Source organism: Arthrobacter gandavensis (assembly GCF_015355785.1).
Classification (GTDB): Bacteria; Actinomycetota; Actinomycetes; order Actinomycetales; family Micrococcaceae; genus Arthrobacter_B; species Arthrobacter_B gandavensis_A.
The window spans coordinates 85,759-102,790 of record NZ_JADKYW010000006.1 but is presented as its reverse complement, the minus strand read 5'-3'; the positions used below and the strand labels follow the sequence as shown (position 1 = coordinate 102,790).

General features: G+C 65.1%; 13 protein-coding genes. 3 read left to right on the top strand and 10 right to left on the bottom strand.

Going from position 1 to position 17,032, the window contains the following annotated elements; all coding sequences use genetic code 11:
• Nucleotides 1–55: 55 nt before the first annotated feature.
• The 4 genes from ITX31_RS12255 to ITX31_RS12240 form a co-directional block, all read right to left on the bottom strand.
• On the bottom strand, nucleotides 56–784 hold the full coding sequence (locus tag ITX31_RS12255) for an amino acid ABC transporter ATP-binding protein (RefSeq protein ID WP_323745672.1): 729 nt from the start codon (nucleotides 782–784) through the stop codon (nucleotides 56–58).
• The gene (locus tag ITX31_RS12250; RefSeq protein ID WP_416354819.1) at nucleotides 781–2,256 is read right to left on the bottom strand and encodes an amino acid ABC transporter substrate-binding protein/permease; all 1,476 of its coding nucleotides are present in this window, start codon (nucleotides 2,254–2,256) and stop codon (nucleotides 781–783) included. The genes ITX31_RS12255 and ITX31_RS12250 overlap by 4 nt, the downstream gene beginning before the upstream one ends.
• Before the next feature lie 107 nt (nucleotides 2,257–2,363).
• Entirely contained in the window at nucleotides 2,364–5,384 is a 3,021-nt protein-coding gene (locus ITX31_RS12245) for a bifunctional [glutamine synthetase] adenylyltransferase/[glutamine synthetase]-adenylyl-L-tyrosine phosphorylase (RefSeq protein WP_194783721.1), read from the bottom strand.
• A 16-nt stretch (nucleotides 5,385–5,400) separates the two neighbouring features.
• On the bottom strand, nucleotides 5,401–6,741 hold the full coding sequence (locus ITX31_RS12240; protein WP_152229160.1) for a glutamine synthetase family protein: 1,341 nt from the start codon (nucleotides 6,739–6,741) through the stop codon (nucleotides 5,401–5,403).
• Nucleotides 6,742–6,990: 249 nt separating this feature from the next.
• On the opposite strand from ITX31_RS12240, the gene panB reads away from it, so the two are divergent.
• The gene (gene panB, locus ITX31_RS12235) at nucleotides 6,991–7,845 is read left to right on the top strand and encodes a 3-methyl-2-oxobutanoate hydroxymethyltransferase (RefSeq protein ID WP_194783720.1); all 855 of its coding nucleotides are present in this window, start codon (nucleotides 6,991–6,993) and stop codon (nucleotides 7,843–7,845) included.
• 45 nt (nucleotides 7,846–7,890) lie between these two features.
• Here the strand turns inward: panB and ITX31_RS12230 are convergent, their stop codons facing one another.
• Complete coding sequence (locus ITX31_RS12230) at nucleotides 7,891–8,055, bottom strand: SPOR domain-containing protein (protein ID WP_141653674.1); 165 nt, start codon at nucleotides 8,053–8,055, stop codon at nucleotides 7,891–7,893.
• 102 nt (nucleotides 8,056–8,157) lie between these two features.
• Here ITX31_RS12230 and map point away from each other — a divergent pair, with 102 nt between their 5' ends.
• Together map and ppgK are read left to right on the top strand one after the other, a co-directional pair.
• Nucleotides 8,158–9,036, top strand: a complete 879-nt coding sequence (gene map / locus ITX31_RS12225) for a type I methionyl aminopeptidase (protein WP_194783719.1) — start codon at nucleotides 8,158–8,160, stop codon at nucleotides 9,034–9,036.
• Nucleotides 9,037–9,060: 24 nt separating this feature from the next.
• On the top strand, nucleotides 9,061–9,858 hold the full coding sequence (gene ppgK, locus ITX31_RS12220) for a polyphosphate--glucose phosphotransferase (protein ID WP_194783718.1): 798 nt from the start codon (nucleotides 9,061–9,063) through the stop codon (nucleotides 9,856–9,858).
• A gap of 90 nt (nucleotides 9,859–9,948) precedes the next feature.
• Here ppgK and nrdR read toward each other — a convergent pair whose 3' ends face one another.
• From nrdR to lspA, 5 genes are all read right to left on the bottom strand, one after another.
• Nucleotides 9,949–10,446: a transcriptional regulator NrdR gene (nrdR, locus tag ITX31_RS12215; protein ID WP_194783717.1), complete on the bottom strand. Its 498-nt coding sequence runs from the start codon at nucleotides 10,444–10,446 to the stop codon at nucleotides 9,949–9,951.
• Between the two features lie 91 nt (nucleotides 10,447–10,537).
• Nucleotides 10,538–11,899 carry a histidinol dehydrogenase gene (gene hisD, locus ITX31_RS12210; RefSeq protein ID WP_323745671.1) on the bottom strand — a complete coding sequence of 454 codons (1,362 nt, stop codon included), beginning with the start codon at nucleotides 11,897–11,899 and terminating at the stop codon, nucleotides 10,538–10,540.
• 13 nt (nucleotides 11,900–11,912) lie between these two features.
• The gene (dnaE, locus tag ITX31_RS12205) at nucleotides 11,913–15,452 is read right to left on the bottom strand and encodes a DNA polymerase III subunit alpha (protein WP_194783716.1); all 3,540 of its coding nucleotides are present in this window, start codon (nucleotides 15,450–15,452) and stop codon (nucleotides 11,913–11,915) included.
• 26 nt (nucleotides 15,453–15,478) lie between these two features.
• Nucleotides 15,479–16,414 carry an RluA family pseudouridine synthase gene (locus tag ITX31_RS12200; protein WP_194783715.1) on the bottom strand — a complete coding sequence of 312 codons (936 nt, stop codon included), beginning with the start codon at nucleotides 16,412–16,414 and terminating at the stop codon, nucleotides 15,479–15,481.
• Nucleotides 16,407–16,976: a signal peptidase II gene (gene lspA, locus ITX31_RS12195; RefSeq protein ID WP_194783714.1), complete on the bottom strand. Its 570-nt coding sequence runs from the start codon at nucleotides 16,974–16,976 to the stop codon at nucleotides 16,407–16,409. Before lspA ends, ITX31_RS12200 begins: the two co-directional genes overlap by 8 nt.
• Nucleotides 16,977–17,032 lie beyond the last annotated feature (56 nt).

The following is a 17,032-nucleotide window of genomic DNA, read 5'->3' as shown; positions in this document are numbered from 1 at the left end:
CGCGCCTGACCGTTCCAAACCAGGCACCGCACCGCCGTCGTCATCGGCTCGGACGCTAGAGAACCTTTGCCAGGAAGTCCTGCAGCCGCGGGGACTGCGGGTTGCCGAAGAGCTCCTCAGGAGCGTTTTCCTCCACGATGTGGCCGTCAGCCATGAAGACCACGCGGTCGGCGACTTCGCGGGCGAAGCCCATCTCATGCGTGACCACGACCATGGTCATGCCTTCCCTGGCCAGGTCGCGGATCACCTGAAGCACCTCGCCGACCATTTCCGGGTCCAGGGCTGATGTTGCCTCATCGAAGAGCATGACGTCCGGCTTCATGGCCAGCGCGCGGGCAATCGCCACACGCTGCTTCTGGCCTCCGGAGAGCTGCGCGGGGCGTGCATCGGCCTTATCCGCCAGTCCCACCCGCTCCAGCAGCGACAGTGCGTTCTTGCGCACCTCCGCTTTGGAGCCCTTCTTCAGTTCAACCGGTGCCAGCATGATGTTCTCCAGCACGGACATGTGCGGGAAGAGGTTGAAGTGCTGGAAGACCATGCCGATGTGCTGGCGGACCTTATTCAGGTCGACCTTGGGATCGGTGAGGTCGAAGCCGTCGATGACGACCTTTCCGGCGGTGATTTCCTCAAGCTTGTTCAGGCAGCGCAGGAAGGTCGACTTGCCGGAACCGGACGGGCCGATTACACAGACCACTTCGCCCTCGGCTACGGCGACGTCCAGGCCTCTCAGGACCTCGACCGGGCCGTAAGACTTGCGCAGGCCGATGGTTTGGATCTTGCTCACTTGTTGAACCTCTTATCCAGGACGTCCGCCAGCTTGGTAAGCAGCGTGATGACGATGAAGTACAGGGCGGCGACGATAATCAGTACCTCTGCGGTACGGAAGTTCACCGCGTAGACCTGCTGCGCCTGGTATGTCAGTTCAGCGAAGCCGATGACGGCCAGCAGCGACGTGTCCTTCAGGGTGATGACGAACTGGTTGATAAAGGACGGCGTCATGATCTTCACTGCCTGCGGAATGATGATCTTCTGCATGGTCTTGCCGTAGCCAAGGCCCAGGCTGCGGGCTGCCTCCATCTGGCCCGGATCCACCGACTGGATGCCGCCGCGAACGATCTCGGTCATGTAGGCACCGGCGTTGAGGCTCAGCGTCAGGACGCCTGCGGTCAGCACGTCAACCGGCTGGCCGATGATCTGCGGCAGGCCGAAGTAGAAGAAGAACGCCTGTACGAGCACCGGGGTGCCGCGGAAGATCGACACGTAGGTAGTGGCAATGCCGCGCAGCACCACCTTGGAGCTGACCTTGAAGAAGCCGAAGATTACGCCGAGGATCAGTGCGAAGAACAGGGACAGGGCGGTAGCCAGCAGCGTCAGGCCAAGGCCCTTGGCGAAGGCGGGCGCGTTGTCGGTGACCAGGGACCAGAAGCTTGAATCGGCTGCGCCGGCGTCCAGGTAGCGGTCAAGGATCTCGTCGTATTCGCCCGATTCGCGCAGGTCAGCGAGCCCGGCGTTGAACGCCTCAAGCAGTTCGGGGTTCGTGTCCGCATTGACGGCAAAACCGTAGGAGGAACCAACTTCCTTCTCGGTGACGGTCTTCAGTCCGTTGCCGGACTTGATGCCGTAGGCGAGGACGGGATAATCGTCGAAGACGGCAACGGAGGAGCCGGCCTTGACGTCGTCGTACATCTGCGCCGACTGGGCGAACGCGATGACGTCGAAACCGTACTCGTCCTTGATGGAGTCGGCGAAGGCCTGGCCTTCGGTGCCCGTCTTGACGGCGACCCGCTTGCCCTCAAGGTCTTCATAGCCGGAGACGTCGTTGTTGTTCTCCGCCACGGCCATCTGGATGCCGGACTCGAAGTACGGGTCGGAGAAGTCAAAGACCTTCTGGCGTTCTTCGGTGATGGACATCCCGGCGATCACGCCGTCCACCTGGTTGGACTGCAGTGCCTGAAGGGCAGCATCGAAGCCGAGGGAACGGATTTCCACCGAGAAACCCTGGTCTTCGGCAATCGCGTTCATCAGGTCGATGTCGATACCGACCAGTTCGCCGTTCTCCCGGAACTCGAAGGGAGCGAAGGTCGTGTCCGTACCGATGGTGTAGCTCTTGCCGGCCGCCCCGCCAGCGTCCGGAGTGGTGGCCGCGTAGGCCCCGGATGCGGGAATCCCCAGCAGCAGCGCCAAAGCGGCCAACAGGGAAGTGAGGGGAACCGCGAGTGAGGCGGGGCCCTTGGGCACCCGTTTGCCACTGTGCAAAGTAAACATCTCCTAGCTAATGGTTCGCGGCGCTGCGCAGCAAACGCCACCAAAAAGCCTACTAGGAATGCGGGCACCGAAATTACCGCGGGGGCTCCGGGAGGGCCTCAGCCCACCCCGTAGCCGTAGAACCAGCGTTCAAAGACTCCCCTTGCGCGCCGGGTGACCCGCAGGTAATCCTCCTCGAGAACAGCGCCCTGACCTGCGGCGTAGCCGCACCAGCGGGCCACAGCCTCCAGTTCCCTGCGTGAGGAGGGAAGCACATCCGGGTTCCTCCCGCCCCGAATCACATTTGCGCAACGGATCCGGCTGGCCAGCAGCCAGCTTTCCCTCAGGACGTCCGTATCCTGCTCCGGAAGGAACCCGGCATCGGCTATCGTGTCCAGGGCAGGGAGGGTGGCTGTGGTGCGCAGTGCCGGGTATTCACGGGCATGCTGCAGCTGCAGGAGCTGGACGAGCCATTCAACGTCGCTGAGCCCGCCGCGGCCCAGTTTCAGCTGGCGGGAGGGATCGGCCCCGCGCGGCAGTCTTTCGGCTTCGACCCGGGCCTTGACCCGGCGGATTTCCCGAACGTCGGACTCGGCAAACTCCTCCGGATACCGGATTGGATCAACCAGGGCAATGAAGTCTTCCCCCAGCCCGTCGTCCCCGGCCATGGGGCGGGCGCGGAGCAGTGCCTGCGCTTCCCAGGCGAGCGACCAGCGCTCGTAGTACCCCGCGTAGGAATCGAGGCTGCGCACCAGCGGACCCTGGCGGCCCTCCGGCCTCAGCGCGGCGTCGAGCTCCAGGACCCTCTCGGCCTGGACGGCCGGACGGCATGGTTGCTGCAGCAGCGAAGACACCAGCTGCACGATCTTCTCTGCCTGCCCCTGGGCAGCCTGCGCGTCGGCACCGGCCAGGGGCCGGTGCACGTACAGCACGTCGGCGTCAGACCCGTAGCCGATCTCCCGTCCGCCCTGCCGCCCCATGGCCACCACCAGAACGTCCGTAAGCTGCTCCTCGCCGGCGTAGACCTCGTTCTCTGCAACATGCAAAGCTCCAAGGACTGCGGCACGGTCATTGTCTGACAAGGCCCTGCCAACTTCTTCCTGGCTCAGCAGTCCTGCACTGTCCGCCAGGGCAATACGAAGCATTTCCCTGCGGCGGATCAGCCGGATCAGCCGGACGGCTTCGGCAGGCCTCGGGTGCCGGGACATTTTTGCGCGCATTTCCTGCCAGAGGGAATCGAAGCTGGAAGGCTGCAGGTCCTTGTCCGTTCCCAGCCAGGCGGTGGACTCGGGTGAAACCTCCAGCAGTTCGCTGATGAACCGGGAGGAGGTGAGGATCTGGCAGAGCCGCTCACCTGCCGCGGAAGAGTCGCGGATCATCCCCAGGAACCAGTGACTGTCACCGAGCGATTCGCTGAGCCGGCGGAAGCCCAGCAGTCCGGCGTCGGGGTCCACGCCGTCGCCCAGCCAGCCCAGGAGCACCGGGAGGAGCTGGCGCTGCAGGGCCGCACGGCGGCTAATGCCGTTGGTGAGCGCTTCGATGTGCTTCATCGCGCCGCGCGGGTCAGCGTAGCCCAGCGCCGCAAGCCGTGCCTGGGCGGCTTCCGGACTGAGCCGTACTTCCGCCTCCGAAAGGTTCGCCGCGGTGGCCAGCAGGGGACGGTAGAAGATGGCCTCATGCAGGCGCCGCACCAGCCGCTTGGTCCGCTGCCAGGTCTCAAGCAGCCGCTCGGCGCTGGGACGGACCAGCGCCAGTGCTCCCGCAGAGGACTTCGAAAGCGCACGCAGGGCCGCCTCGGATTCGGGCAAGAGGTGCGTCCGGCGCATGTGCACCATTTGGATCCGGTGTTCCAGCACCCGCAGGTACCGGTAGGCCGCATCCAGGTCCGCGGCGTCGCCGCGGCCGATGTAGCCGCCGGCGCTCAGCGCCGCGATGGCGGCGGTGGTGGTGCGGACGCGCAGCGAATCATCGATCCTGCCGTGGACCAGCTGGAGCAGCTGCACCGTGAACTCCACGTCCCGCAATCCGCCCTTGCCAAGTTTGATCTGCCGGGCTTCCTCGTGGGAAGGAATGTGGTCCGTGACCCGTCGCCGCATGGCCTGCACCGACTCGACGAAACCGTCGCGCTCCGAGCTCGACCAGATCAGCGGTGCGACGGCGTCTTCGTAACGCCTGCCCAGCGCCGGATCCCCGGCCACGGCACGGGCTTTGAGCAGTGCCTGGAACTCCCAGGTCTGCGCCCAGCGCTGGTAGTAATTCAGGTGTGAGTCCAGCGTGCGCACCAGTGGGCCGTCCTTTCCCTCAGGCCGCAGGTTGGCGTCCACTTCCCACAATCCCGGCTCGGGGGCCGAGGCGTTAATGACGCGGGAAATGCCGGCCGCCATGGCAGTGCCGATCCGTCCGGCGAGGATCTCGTCCAGGTCCGGGGCGTCCATCACATAAATGACGTCGACGTCGGAAATGTAGTTGAGCTCGCTGGCACCGCACTTGCCCATGCCAATCACGGCCAGGCGCACCGCAGCGACGTCGGCTGCGTTGAAGGCACCGTCCGCCAGTTCAGCGCGGGACACCGCCAGCGCCGCCTCCAGCGCCGCGCCGGCCAGGTCTGCGAGTTCGCGTCCGACGGCGGGCATGGTGTCCTCCGGCGACGCGGCTCCCAGGTCCCGGATCGCCAGGTCAAGAAGGTGCCGCCGGTACCTGGTGCGCAGCTGGACGTACGCTTCCGGCCCGGTCAGGCGCGCCACGGGGCTCGGACCGGTTCCGGCCTGGACGGACTCCAGCAGGGAAGCACGCAGCGTGCGGGCGGGAACCTGGCCGGGTTCGGCACGCAGTCCGGTGCGGAACAGGTCCGCGTTCTCCGGATGACGCATGACGAATTCGGCAAGCGCCTCGGAAGCCCCGAGCACCCGGAACAGCGCTTCGCCTTCTTCCTGCTCTCCGCCCACCAGGTCGGCGAGCGAGGGAATGCGGGAGAGCAGCCGAACCAGGGACTGCAGCGCCATGTCCGGGTTCGCTGACCGGACGAACCCGGAGAAGAGCAGTTCCTGGTCTATTCCGGCGAGTTCCCCAGCGGCCAGGAACCGTTCGCTTTTCTCCAGGTCAGTGAATCCGGCGGCGATCAGGCGTCTGGTCAGGCTCATCGGCAATCGGCTTCCGCTAGAGGATGCTCAGGTTCTTCTTCAGCTCGAAGGCCGTGACCTGCTGGCGGTATTCGTTCCAGTCTGCCTGCTTGTTGCGCAGGAAGTTCTCGAAAACCTGTTCGCCCAGGATCTCTGCGACCAGCTCGGAGTCCTCCATGACGCGGATGGCATCGTGCAGGCTCGAGGGAAGCGGCGCGTGCCCCATGGCCCGGCGTTCGGCGGCGCTCAGCGACTCGATGTCGTCCTCGGCTCCCGGCGGGAGTTCGTAGCCCTCCTCGATGCCCTTCAGGCCGGCGCCCAGGAGGACTGCGTAGGAGAGGTACGGGTTGGCTGCTGAATCAATGCCGCGGTATTCGATCCGCGCGGACTGTCCCTTGCCGGGCTTGTACAGCGGGACGCGCAGCAGGGCAGAACGGTTGTTGTGGCCCCAGGACAGGTAGCTGGGGGCCTCTCCCCCGCCCCAAAGCCGCTTGTAGGAGTTCACGAACTGGTTCGTCACGGCGGTGAATTCCGGCGCGTGGCGCAGGATTCCGGCCATGAACTGGCGCGCAGTGGTGGAGAGCTGGAACTCGGCGCCGGCCTCGAAGAACGCATTGGTGTCGCCCTCGAAGAGGGAGAAATGCGTGTGCATGCCCGAACCGGGGTGGTCGGAAAACGGCTTGGGCATGAAAGTCGCGTAGCAGTCGGTCATCAGGGCGACTTCCTTGACCACGGTGCGGAACGTCATGATGTTGTCCGCCGTCTGCAGTGCGTCCGCGTAGCGCAGGTCGATTTCGTTCTGGCCGGGGCCGGCCTCATGGTGGCTGAATTCCACGGAGATGCCAACTGCTTCCAGCATTGACACCGCCGTGCGGCGGAAGTCCTGGGCCACCCCGCCCGGAACGTGGTCGAAGTAGCCGGCACGGTCCACCGGAACCGGCTCGCCGTCGGGGCCGGGCTGGTCCGACTTCAGCAGGTAGAACTCGATCTCCGGGTGCGTATAGCAGGTGAAGCCCATGTCCGCGGCCTTGGCCAGCTGCCGCTTGAGCACGTAGCGGGGATCGGCCGCCGAGGGCTGGCCGTCCGGGGTGAGGATGTCGCAGAACATCCGGGAGGTCTGCTCCTCGTCACCGCGCCACGGCAGAATCTGGAAGGTTGAAGGGTCCGGCTGGGCCAGCATGTCCGACTCAAAAATCCGGGCCAGTCCCTCGATCGAGGAACCGTCAAAGCCGAGGCCCTCGTCAAAGGCGCCTTCAACTTCGGCCGGTGCCAGGGCTACGGACTTCATTGAACCGACGACGTCCGTAAACCACAGCCGTACGAACCGCACGTCGCGTTCTTCGATCGTACGCAGAACGAATTCCTGCTGGCGGTTCATGCTTAACCTCTTTCGCTGTACTTGGCGTGGCGGTTCCGGATCCAGGGTCCCTCGGGCTCCCGGACGCGGCATCCGGCAACTGGAGCCGTGCTGCCGGGCAGGCTCGCTCGGCGATGCGCGCAACCTGCAATAACTCTACCCAGCCAACGGCCCATTTACGGCCCGGAAGCGGGCGTGCCTTGTGCACATTACGCGCAGGACATAAACGCTGTCCGGCCCGGCGGGCCCAAGGTTTAGTAGTCTCGAAGGATGACCAGCGCTGAACAGCCCAAACCGTACGGCACCGAGCAGAGCGCGGCGCCGGTGCCGCCGCGGCGGGTACGTACCTCCTACCTCCAGCAGCTCAAGGACACCGGCGGCAGGTTCGCCATGCTGACTGCCTATGACCAGTACACCGCGCAGGTCTTCGACGAGGCGGGCATCGAAACCCTGCTGATCGGTGACTCTGCTGCCAACAACGTCATGGGACACGAAACGACTCTGCCCATCACGCTGGACGAGATGATTGTCTTCGCCAAGTCGGTTTCGGCCGGGGCAAAGCGCGCACTGATCGTCTGCGACCTCCCGTTCGGTTCCTACGAGGTCTCACCCGCCCAGGCCATCGAGTCCTCCGTGCGGCTGATGAAGGAGGCCGGCGTCCAGGCCGTGAAGATGGAAGGCGGCGCGCACTACGCTGACCACGTCCGGGCAATGACCGCCGCCGGCATCCCCGTGATGGCTCACATCGGTTTCACCCCCCAGAGCGAGCACGTTCTGGGCGGCTACAAAGTCCAGGGACGGGGCGAGGCAGCGCAGGCGGTCATCGACGCCGCCGCGGCGCTGGCCGAAGCGGGCGCGTTCTGCGTGCTGATGGAAATGGTTCCCGCGGACGTCGCGGCAGCTGTCGACGCCGCCGTCCGTGTCCCCACCATCGGCATCGGCGCCGGAAATGCCACGACCGGGCAGGTCCTCGTGTGGCAGGACATGGCGGGTATGCGCGGCGGCAAGGCACCCAGGTTCGTCAAGGCCTTCGCGGATGTCCGGTCGGTACTCTCACAGGCTGCCCGCGAATACGCTGACGAGGTTCGCAGCGGGACGTTCCCGGGCCCGGAGCACAGCTTCTAGGCGTCTTCCCGGGACGGGCTGCCGCAGCCGCCCGTCCCGGAAAGCCTAGTCGTCGTCCTGCTTGTCCCAGGCCTCGTTGCGCGCCTGAACCTTCTGCAGTGCGGCAGCGGCCTCCTCGCGGGTCTGGTACGGCCCCAGCAGCTTCGTCCAGTCCGACTGCGGGCCCACCTCGACTTCATGGGTCTGTACGTTGAACCAGTACTCTGCCATCGGCCCTCCTCAGTCTCGGCCCCGGATCACGTGCGGCCACCCGGGGATACTCGGCCGGCGTTCCATGCAGCTGCACGTAACGCTGGCGATAAGATCGATACTATGCCCCAGAATATTGCCACCGCACCCCTTGGCCGCCTGCAGCCGGGAACGGTCTCTCCCCGCCGGCACGTGCCGGCGTCGATCGCTCGTCCCGAATACGTGGACAGGGATGCGCCCGCAAAATTCACCGGCTCGGAAGTGAAGTCCGCGGAAACCATCGAGAAAATCCGCATCGCCAGCCGGATCGCGGCCCAGGCCATCGCGGAGGTGGGCCGCCGCATTGAGCCCGGCGTCACCACCGATGAGCTGGACCGGGTTGCCCACGAATTCCTGCTGGACCACCGGGCCTACCCCTCCACTCTGGGGTACCGGCACTTCCCCAAGTCGATCTGCACCTCGATCAATGAGGTTATCTGCCACGGCATCCCGGATACGACGGTCATCCAGGACGGGGACATCGTCAACGTGGACATCACCGCCTACATCAACGGCGTGCACGGCGACACCAACTACACCTTCCTTGCCGGCAACGTGGACGACGAGTCGCGGCTGCTGGTGGAACGCACCGCCGAATCGCTCCGGCGCGCCATCAAAGTCGTAATGCCCGGACGGGAAATCAACGTCATCGGCCGCGCCATCGAGTCATATGCCCGGCGTTTCGGCTACGGTGTGGTCCGTGACTTCACCGGGCACGGGGTGGGCGAGGCATTCCACACCGGGCTGATCATCCCGCATTACGACGCCGCCCCGGCCTACAGCCGCCTCATCGAAACCGGAATGGTGTTTACCATTGAGCCTATGCTCACTCTCGGGACCATTGAGTGGGACATGTGGGAAGACAACTGGACCGTGGTCACCAAGGACCGCAAGCGAACCGCCCAGTTTGAACACACCCTGCTCGTCACCGATGACGGCGCCGAAATCCTGACCCTGCCCTAGGGCACCGCCTAGCACTGGAGAACCATGGCCAAGAAGCATAAGAACAAGCACGACGCCGTCATTGGCATCGACATCGGCGGCACGGGCATCAAGGGCGGCATCGTCGACCTCGCCAAGGGGAAGCTCATCGGCGACCGCTTCCGCATCCCGACGCCGCAGCCTGCCACCCCGGAGGCAGTTGCCGGCGTCGTGGGACAGATCGTCGCCGAGCTTTCCGCCCGCCCGGAGGGACCCGGCGCCGAGGTTCCCGTTGGCGTGACCTTCCCGGCCATCATCCAGCACGGTGTGGCGCGTTCGGCAGCCAACGTGGATAAGAGCTGGGTGGACACCGACGTCGACGCCCTGCTCACCAAGGCCCTGAACCGTGAAGTGCAGGTCATGAACGACGCCGACGCCGCCGGCCTTGCCGAAGCGCGCTACGGCGCGGGACGCGGTGTGGACGGAACGGTGCTGGTCATCACCCTGGGCACCGGCATCGGCTCCGCGCTGATCTCCAACGGTGCGCTGGTCCCCAACGCGGAACTGGGACACCTGGAGATCGACGGCAACGACGCCGAGAGCAAGGCGTCAGCGTCGGCCCGTGAACGCGACGACATCAGCTGGGAAGAATACGCCAAGCGCCTGCAGCGGTACTTCTCCCACGTCGAGTTCCTCTTCTCCCCCGACCTGTTCGTGATCGGCGGCGGCATCTCCAAGCGCAGCGAGGACTTCCTCCCTCTGCTGGACCTGCGCACCCCCATGGTCACCGCCAACCTGAAGAACAACGCGGGCATCGTCGGCGCCGCGCTGCAGGCCGCCCTGCACTTCAAGTACATCAAGTAGCCCTCCCCCAATCATCGAGATGACAGAAAGTGCCCGTTAGAGCGTTCTAACGGGCACTTTCCGTAATCTCGACGGGGAGGGGGCGTGAGCCTACTGGGCGGTCAGCGGACGCTGGGCGCCCGCGGGTACACCGCCGGCACGTGCGGATTCGGCGCGGAGCGCGGCTATCGCCGTTTCGAAGTCCTCGAGCGAGTCGAAGGACTGGTAGACGCTGGCGAAGCGCAGGTACGCCACCTGGTCCAGCTTCTGCAGCGGCTGCAGGATGGCCAGGCCCACCTCATGTGCCTGGATCTCGGCGACGCCGGACGCCCGGATGCTTTCTTCCACTTCCTGGGCGAGCAGCGCCAGGTCGTCCTCGCTGACGGGACGGCCCTGACAGGCCTTCCGTGCGCCGTTGATGACCTTGCTGCGGCTGAACGGCTCGGCCACGCCGGAGCGCTTGATGACGCTCAGGCTGGTTGTCTCCACGGTGCTGAAGCGGCGCCCGCATTCGGGACACTGCCGACGGCGGCGGATTGCTGACCCGTCGTCAGCCAGCCGGCTGTCCACAACCCGCGAATCGGCGTTCCGGCAATACGGACAGTACATTCCTCGGTCCTTTCACACGCGGGCGGCGGGCTTGGCGCCCTCATTCTAGGTCCCTGCTCGCCGGCTCGCAGCCAGGCGGAGCCGGGCGCTGCTATTCGGCGAAGCGGATGCTTACGGCATCCCCGTGGGCCGGCAGGTCCTCAGCGCGGGAAAGCGCGACGACGTGCCCGCTCACTTCTTCCAGTGCGTTCCGGCCGTAGTCGATCACCTGGATGGCACGCATGAAGGTGGTGACGTTGAGTCCGGAGGAAAATGCCGAAGTTCCCGCGGTGGGAAGCACGTGGTTGGAACCGGAACAGTAGTCGCCCAGGCTTACCGGGCTGTAGCCGCCCACGAAAATCGCCCCGGCATTGGTGACCCGTCCGGCCACTGCGCTTGCGTCCGCGGTATGGATTTCAAGGTGCTCGGCCCCGTAGGCGTTGCAGACGGCGATGCCGTCCGTCAGCGTGTCCACCAGGACGACGGCAGACTGGGCTCCGGCCAGTGCCGTGCGGACACGCTCGGCGTGCTTCGTAGCAGGAACCTGGACGTCCAGCTCGCCCCGGACAGCTTCGGCGACTTCCGGCGAGTCCGTCACCAGCACAGAGGCTGCATTGGGGTCGTGCTCGGCCTGGCTGATCAGGTCGGCGGCCACGAACTTCGGCTCGGCTGTCGCATCGGCAAGAACTGCGATCTCGGTAGGGCCGGCTTCCGCGTCAATTCCGACGACGCCCTTGACAAGGCGCTTGGCCGTGGCCACAAAGACGTTGCCGGGGCCGGTGACCACGTCCACGGGTTCCAGCGCGGGAGCTGAATCGCTCCCGGGAATGCCGTAGGCAAAGGCGGCGATCGCCTGGGCACCTCCCATTGCGTACACCTCTTCGATTCCCAGCAGCTCGGCAGCGGCGAGGATGGTGGGGTGCGGCAGTCCGCCGAATTCCTTCTGCGGCGGGGAGGTCAGGGCCAGGGAAGCCACGCCGGCAGCCTGGGCCGGCACCACGTTCATGACCACGGAGGACGGGTAAACGGCCAGGCCTCCGGGAACGTAGAGGCCAACCCGGTTCACCGGAACCCAGCGGTGGGTGACTTTCGCGCCGTCGGCGATGTCCACCTCCACGTCGGCCGGACGCTGGGCTGCGGCAAACATCCGGGCCCGCCGGATCGATTCCTCCAGGCCGGCGCGGACGGCCGGATCCAGGTTCTCCAGGGCCTCGACGAGCGCCCGGCGCGGAACCAGCGGATGATCCTGCCGGACGCCGTCGAACTTTTCTGCCAGCTCCGACAGCGCGGCGAACCCACGGGAGCGGACGTCCGCAATAATGGCGGCAACGGCGTTGGAAGCCACATCGGTGGTGGTTTCCGCGCGCGGCATCACTGCCTTCAGCTGGGCAGGGGTATGGGTCCTGCCGCGCAGGTCGAGAGTACGCAGGGAGGGGAAGGGCTGGCCGGCTGGTTCAGCTGCGGAGAAAGTCACAACGCCATTCTACCTAGGCATCCAGGCACGCCGGTCCCAGCAGTACCTTCAGGTCGCCAAAGAGGGAAGGCGTGGGGTTCACCCGGAGGTCCACACCCAGTTTCATGACTTCCACCGTGCGGTTGCCGTTGAGCCGGATCTGCACCTCGGAGGTTCCGGGATGGGTCCGCAGCACGTCGCCGAGCTGGGTCACCACGGTTTCGGTGGCCTTGTAAGTGGCCATCGAAATCACCACGGGCCCGGAATGGCCCTCGCTGAGGTCCGGGACGGTAAGTTCCTGGGCGTTGAGCGTCACCGCGCCGTCATCGCGCCGCTGCAGGCGACCGCGCACCACCACTATGAGGTCCTCTGCCAGCACCGCGGCAATCGGGCCGTAGACCTGCCCGAAGAACATGACTTCCATTGAACCGGCAAGGTCCTCGATCTCGCAGCGGGCGTAGGCGTTGCCGCTGTTCTTCGCGATGCGCCGCTGCAGTGAGGTGATCATGCCGGCGATCGTCACGATCGATCCGTCCGCCGGCCCTTCCTCGCTGACGATCGAGGTGATGGAGGAATCCGCATGCTGGCTGAGGATGCCTTCGAGGCCCTGGAGCGGGTGGTCGGAAACGTACAGGCCCAGCATGTCCCGCTCGAAGGAGAGCTTGTCCTTCTTCTCCCACTCAGGCAGGTCCGGGATGTCAATGGAGATTGAATCTTCGGGCTCGGACTCCCCCATGCCCGCGAACAGGTCGAACTGGCCGACCGCCTCGTTGCGCTTGAGCACCACCACGGAGTCGATCGCTTCTTCGTGGATCATTGCCAGCGGACGCCGGGCGTGGCCCATTGAGTCGAAGGCACCGGCCTTGATCAGTGATTCGATGGTGCGCTTATTGCAGACTACGGCAGGGACCTTCATCAGGAAGTCCTTGAAGTTGGTGTAGGCGCCCTTTTCCTCGCGGGCGCCCACCATTGCCTGGACCACGTTGGTGCCCACATTGCGGATGGCTCCCATGCCGAAGCGGATGTCCTTGCCCACCGGGGTGAAGTTCACGGAGGACTCATTGACGTCCGGCGGCAGCACCGTGATGCCCATCTTGCGGCATTCGTTCAGGTACATGGCCAGCTTGTCCTTGTCATCTCCCACGGAGGTGAGCAGCGCTGCCATGTATTCGGTGGGATAGTGCGCCTTGAGGAACGCCGTCCAGTAGGAGACCAGTCCGTACGCTGCGGAGTGCGCCTTGTTGAACGCGTAGTCGGAGAAGGGCAGCAGGATGTCCCAGAGCGCCTTGATGGCGGCCTCCGAGTAACCGCGCTCCACCATGCCGCCGTGGAAGCCCGCGTACTGTTTGTCCAGCTCCGATTTCTTCTTCTTGCCCATGGCACGGCGGAGGATATCCGCCTGGCCGAGCGAGAAGCCGGCCACCTTCTGGGCGATCGCCATAACCTGTTCCTGGTAGACGATCAGGCCGTAGGTGGTGTCGAGGATTTCCTTCAACGGCTCTTCGAGCTCGGGGTGGATCGGGGTGATCTCCTGGACGCCGGTCTTGCGGAGGGCGTAGTTGGTGTGCGAGTTCGCCCCCATGGGGCCCGGCCGGTACAGCGCGATGACAGCGGAAATGTCTTCGAAGTTATCCGGACGCATCAGTTTCAGCAGGGACCGCATGGGCCCGCCGTCGAGCTGGAACAGGCCCAGGGTGTCACCGCGGGCCAGGAGCTCGTAGGACTCCTTGTCCTCGAGTTCAAGCTTCTCAAGGTCGAGGTCTACGTCCTTGTTGAGCTTAATGTTCTCGATCGCGTCCGAAATGATGGTCAGGTTGCGCAGGCCGAGGAAGTCCATCTTGATCAGGCCGAGGCCTTCGCAGGTGGGGTAATCGAACTGCGTGATGATCTGGCCGTCCTGCTCCCGCTTCATAATCGGGATGATGTCGATCAGCGGGTCCGAAGACATGATGACGCCGGCAGCGTGCACGCCCCACTGGCGTTTCAGCCCTTCCAGGCCGATCGCCGTCTCGAAGACGCGCTGGGAATCCGGGTCCGTGGCCAGCAGCTCGCGCAGCTCGTCGGCCTCGCCGTAGCGCTTGGCTTCCTTGTTGTGGACGTCGGTCAGGGAGATGCCCTTGCCCATGACGTCCGGCGGCATGGCCTTGGTGAGGCGCTCACCAACGGAGAAGGGGTACCCCATGACGCGGGAAGAATCCTTCAACGCCTGCTTGGCCTTGATCGTGCCGTAGGTCACGATCATAGACACGCGGTCCGCACCGTACTTCTCCGTGACGTAGTGGATCACCTCGGAGCGGCGCCGATCATCGAAGTCGACATCGAAGTCGGGCATCGACACACGGTCCGGGTTGAGGAACCGTTCGAAGATCAGTCCGTGGGCCAGCGGGTTCAGGTCCGTAATGCGCATGGCGTACGCGACCATTGAACCGGCACCGGAGCCGCGGCCGGGGCCAACGCGGATGCCGTTGTTCTTGGCCCAGTTGATGAAGTCGGCAACCACCAGGAAGTAGCCCGGGAAGCCCATCTGGGTGATGATGCCGATCTCGTATTCAGCCTGCTTGCGGACGTCGTCGGGGATGCCGTTGGGGAACCGGTACTGCAGTCCGGTCTCGACTTCCTTGACGAACCAGGATTCCTCGTTCTCCCCCGGAGGGCAGGGGAAGCGCGGCATGTAGCTGGCCTTGGTGTTGAACTCGACGTCGCAGCGTTCGGCAATGAGCAGCGTGTTGTCGCAGGCGTCCGGGTAGTCGCGGAACATGGCCCGCATTTCCGCCGGGGATTTGAGGTAGAACTCGTCGGCGTCGAACTTGAACCGCTTGGGGTCCGCCAGGGTGGAGCCGGACTGCACACACAGCAGCGCGGCATGCGCCTTGGCATCCTCTGCGTGCGTGTAATGGAGGTCGTTGGTGGCTACCAGCGGCAGGTCCAGTTCGCGGGCCAGCTTGATCAGGTCCGCCTGGACGCTGCGTTCGATGTCCAGCCCGTGGTCCATCAGTTCGCAGAAGAAGTTGTCCGCCCCGAAGATGTCCCGGAAGTCCGACGCCGCCTGCTTGGCTTCGTTGTAGAGGCCCAGGCGCAGCTTGGTCTGGACTTCGCCGGACGGGCAGCCCGTGGTGGCAATCAGGCCCTTGCCGTAGGTCTGGAGCAGGTCCCGGTCCATGCGCGGCTTGTACAGGTAGCCTTCCAGCGAGGCCAGGGAAGACATGCGGAACAGGTTGTGCATGCCTTCGGTGTTTTCCGCCCACATGGTCATGTGGGTGTACGCACCGGCACCGGAGACGTCGTCGCGGCCGCCGCCGCCCCACTTCACACGCGTTTTGTCCTGCCGGGCAGTGCCCGGAGTGAGGTAGGCCTCCACGCCGATGATCGGCTTGATGCCGGAGTTCCGCGCCTTGTTCCAGAAGTCGAACGCACCGAAGACGAACCCGTGGTCCGTAGTGGCCAGGGCATTCATCCCCAGCTCATCGGCGTGGCTGAACAGGTCGGTCAGGCGTGCTGCCCCGTCCAGCATCGAGTATTCGGTGTGATTGTGAAGGTGGACAAACGATTTAGACGTACCAGTTGCTGAAGCCACCTAACCATTCTAGGCGCCGCGGGAGACTAGACGTCGCCCCGGCCCAGCGCGTCGAGCGCGTACTGCAGATCCTGCGGATAGGCGGAGGTGTACTCCACCCACTCTCCGGTCCCGGGATGGCTGAATCCAAGTTTCCGGGCGTGCAGCCATTGCCGGGTCAGTCCCAGTTCCGCAGCCAGGCGCGGATCCGCACCGTAGGTCAGGTCGCCGGCGCACGGGTGGCGCAGGGCTGAGAAGTGCACGCGGATCTGGTGGGTCCGGCCCGTCTCCAGGTGGACTTCCACCAGCGAGGCGCGGCCGAACGCCTCCAGCACCTTGTAGTGCGTCACTGAATCGCGTCCCTCATCAACGACGGCGAACCGCCAGTCGTGCCCCGGGTGCCGTCCGATCGGAGCATCAATGGTGCCCTCCAGGGGGTCCGGGAGGCCCTGCACAAGCGCGTGGTACTCCTTCTCCACGGTCCGGTCCCGGAAGGCCTGCTTCAGGAGGGTGTAGGCGTGTTCGGTCTTGGCGACCACCATGACACCGGAGGTTCCGACGTCGAGCCGGTGGACAATGCCCTGCCGCTCCCCCGCGCCGGAAGTGGAGATCCGGTAGCCTGCGGCTGCGAGGGCACCCACAACGGTGGGTCCTACCCATCCCGGCGAGGGATGGGCAGCAACGCCAACCGGCTTGTCGATCACGACGAAATGTTCGTCGTCGCCCAGGATCCCAAGGTCCTCAACAGGCTCGACGACGACGGCCAGCGGATCCGGCTGTTCCGGAACGTCTGCGGCGACGCGGTCACCGGCATGCAGCCGGTCCGACTTCGCGAGCGGACGTCCGCCGCGGGTGAGCCAGCCTTCGGCGCACCAGCCTGCGGCAGTGGAGCGGGAGACCTCCAGCAGTTCGGCCAGTGCGGCATCTGCCCGGGCCCCCTGGTGCTCCTCGCCGATAGTGAAGCGTTCGTGGATCTCAGGCATCGGTGCTGTCCTTGCCCGCGGAAGCCCGGGTGCCGTCCATGTTGATTCCGCGAAGCGTCAGCAGGCAGACCAGGATGACACCGGAGACAACGCAGGAGTCGGCGATGTTGAAGATGGCGAAGTTGGGAAACGCGATGAAATCCACCACGTGGCCCTGGCCAAAGGAGGGTTCGCGGAAAAGACGGTCGGTGAGGTTTCCAACTGCACCGCCGAGCACGAGGCCCAACGCGACGGACCAGGCGGCCGAACGCAGCCTGAACATCAGGTAAATGAGGAATCCGGAGACCAGGACCATGATGATGGTGAAGATCCAGGTGTAGTCGGTCCCGATTGAGAATGCTGCTCCGGGGTTTCGGATGAAGTGCCAGCGCAGCAGCGGCGGCAGGACATCCGTTACCTGGCCCTCGGTCATCGTTGCGACGACCCAGATTTTGGTCAGCTGGTCGAATATCCAGGCAGCCAGCGCGACGAGCGCCATGACCAGGGCATAGCGGGTCAGGGCTGCTTTGGGCCGCGCGGGCGGCTGTGGCTGCGGGGCCGGAGCCGGAGTTGAGTCAGTCATGGTGCTTTCGGGAGTCGGACAGCAGAGGAACAGATGCCTGGGGCAGGTTAGGAACG

Bases quoted from the DNA above. Each gene is read 5' to 3' on its own strand.
- map (WP_194783719.1), top strand. From the start codon at position 8,158: ATGCCCCAGAATATTGCCACCGCACCCCTTGGCCGCCTGCAGCCGGGA.
- ppgK (WP_194783718.1), top strand. From the start codon at position 9,061: ATGGCCAAGAAGCATAAGAACAAGCACGACGCCGTCATTGGCATCGAC.
- lspA (WP_194783714.1), bottom strand. From the start codon at position 16,976: ATGACTGACTCAACTCCGGCTCCGGCCCCGCAGCCACAGCCGCCCGCG.
- ITX31_RS12245 (WP_194783721.1), bottom strand. From the start codon at position 5,384: ATGAGCCTGACCAGACGCCTGATCGCCGCCGGATTCACTGACCTGGAG.
- ITX31_RS12200 (WP_194783715.1), bottom strand. From the start codon at position 16,414: ATGCCTGAGATCCACGAACGCTTCACTATCGGCGAGGAGCACCAGGGG.
- nrdR (WP_194783717.1), bottom strand. From the start codon at position 10,446: ATGTACTGTCCGTATTGCCGGAACGCCGATTCGCGGGTTGTGGACAGC.
- panB (WP_194783720.1), top strand. From the start codon at position 6,991: ATGACCAGCGCTGAACAGCCCAAACCGTACGGCACCGAGCAGAGCGCG.
- ITX31_RS12230 (WP_141653674.1), bottom strand. From the start codon at position 8,055: ATGGCAGAGTACTGGTTCAACGTACAGACCCATGAAGTCGAGGTGGGC.
- ITX31_RS12240 (WP_152229160.1), bottom strand. From the start codon at position 6,741: ATGAACCGCCAGCAGGAATTCGTTCTGCGTACGATCGAAGAACGCGAC.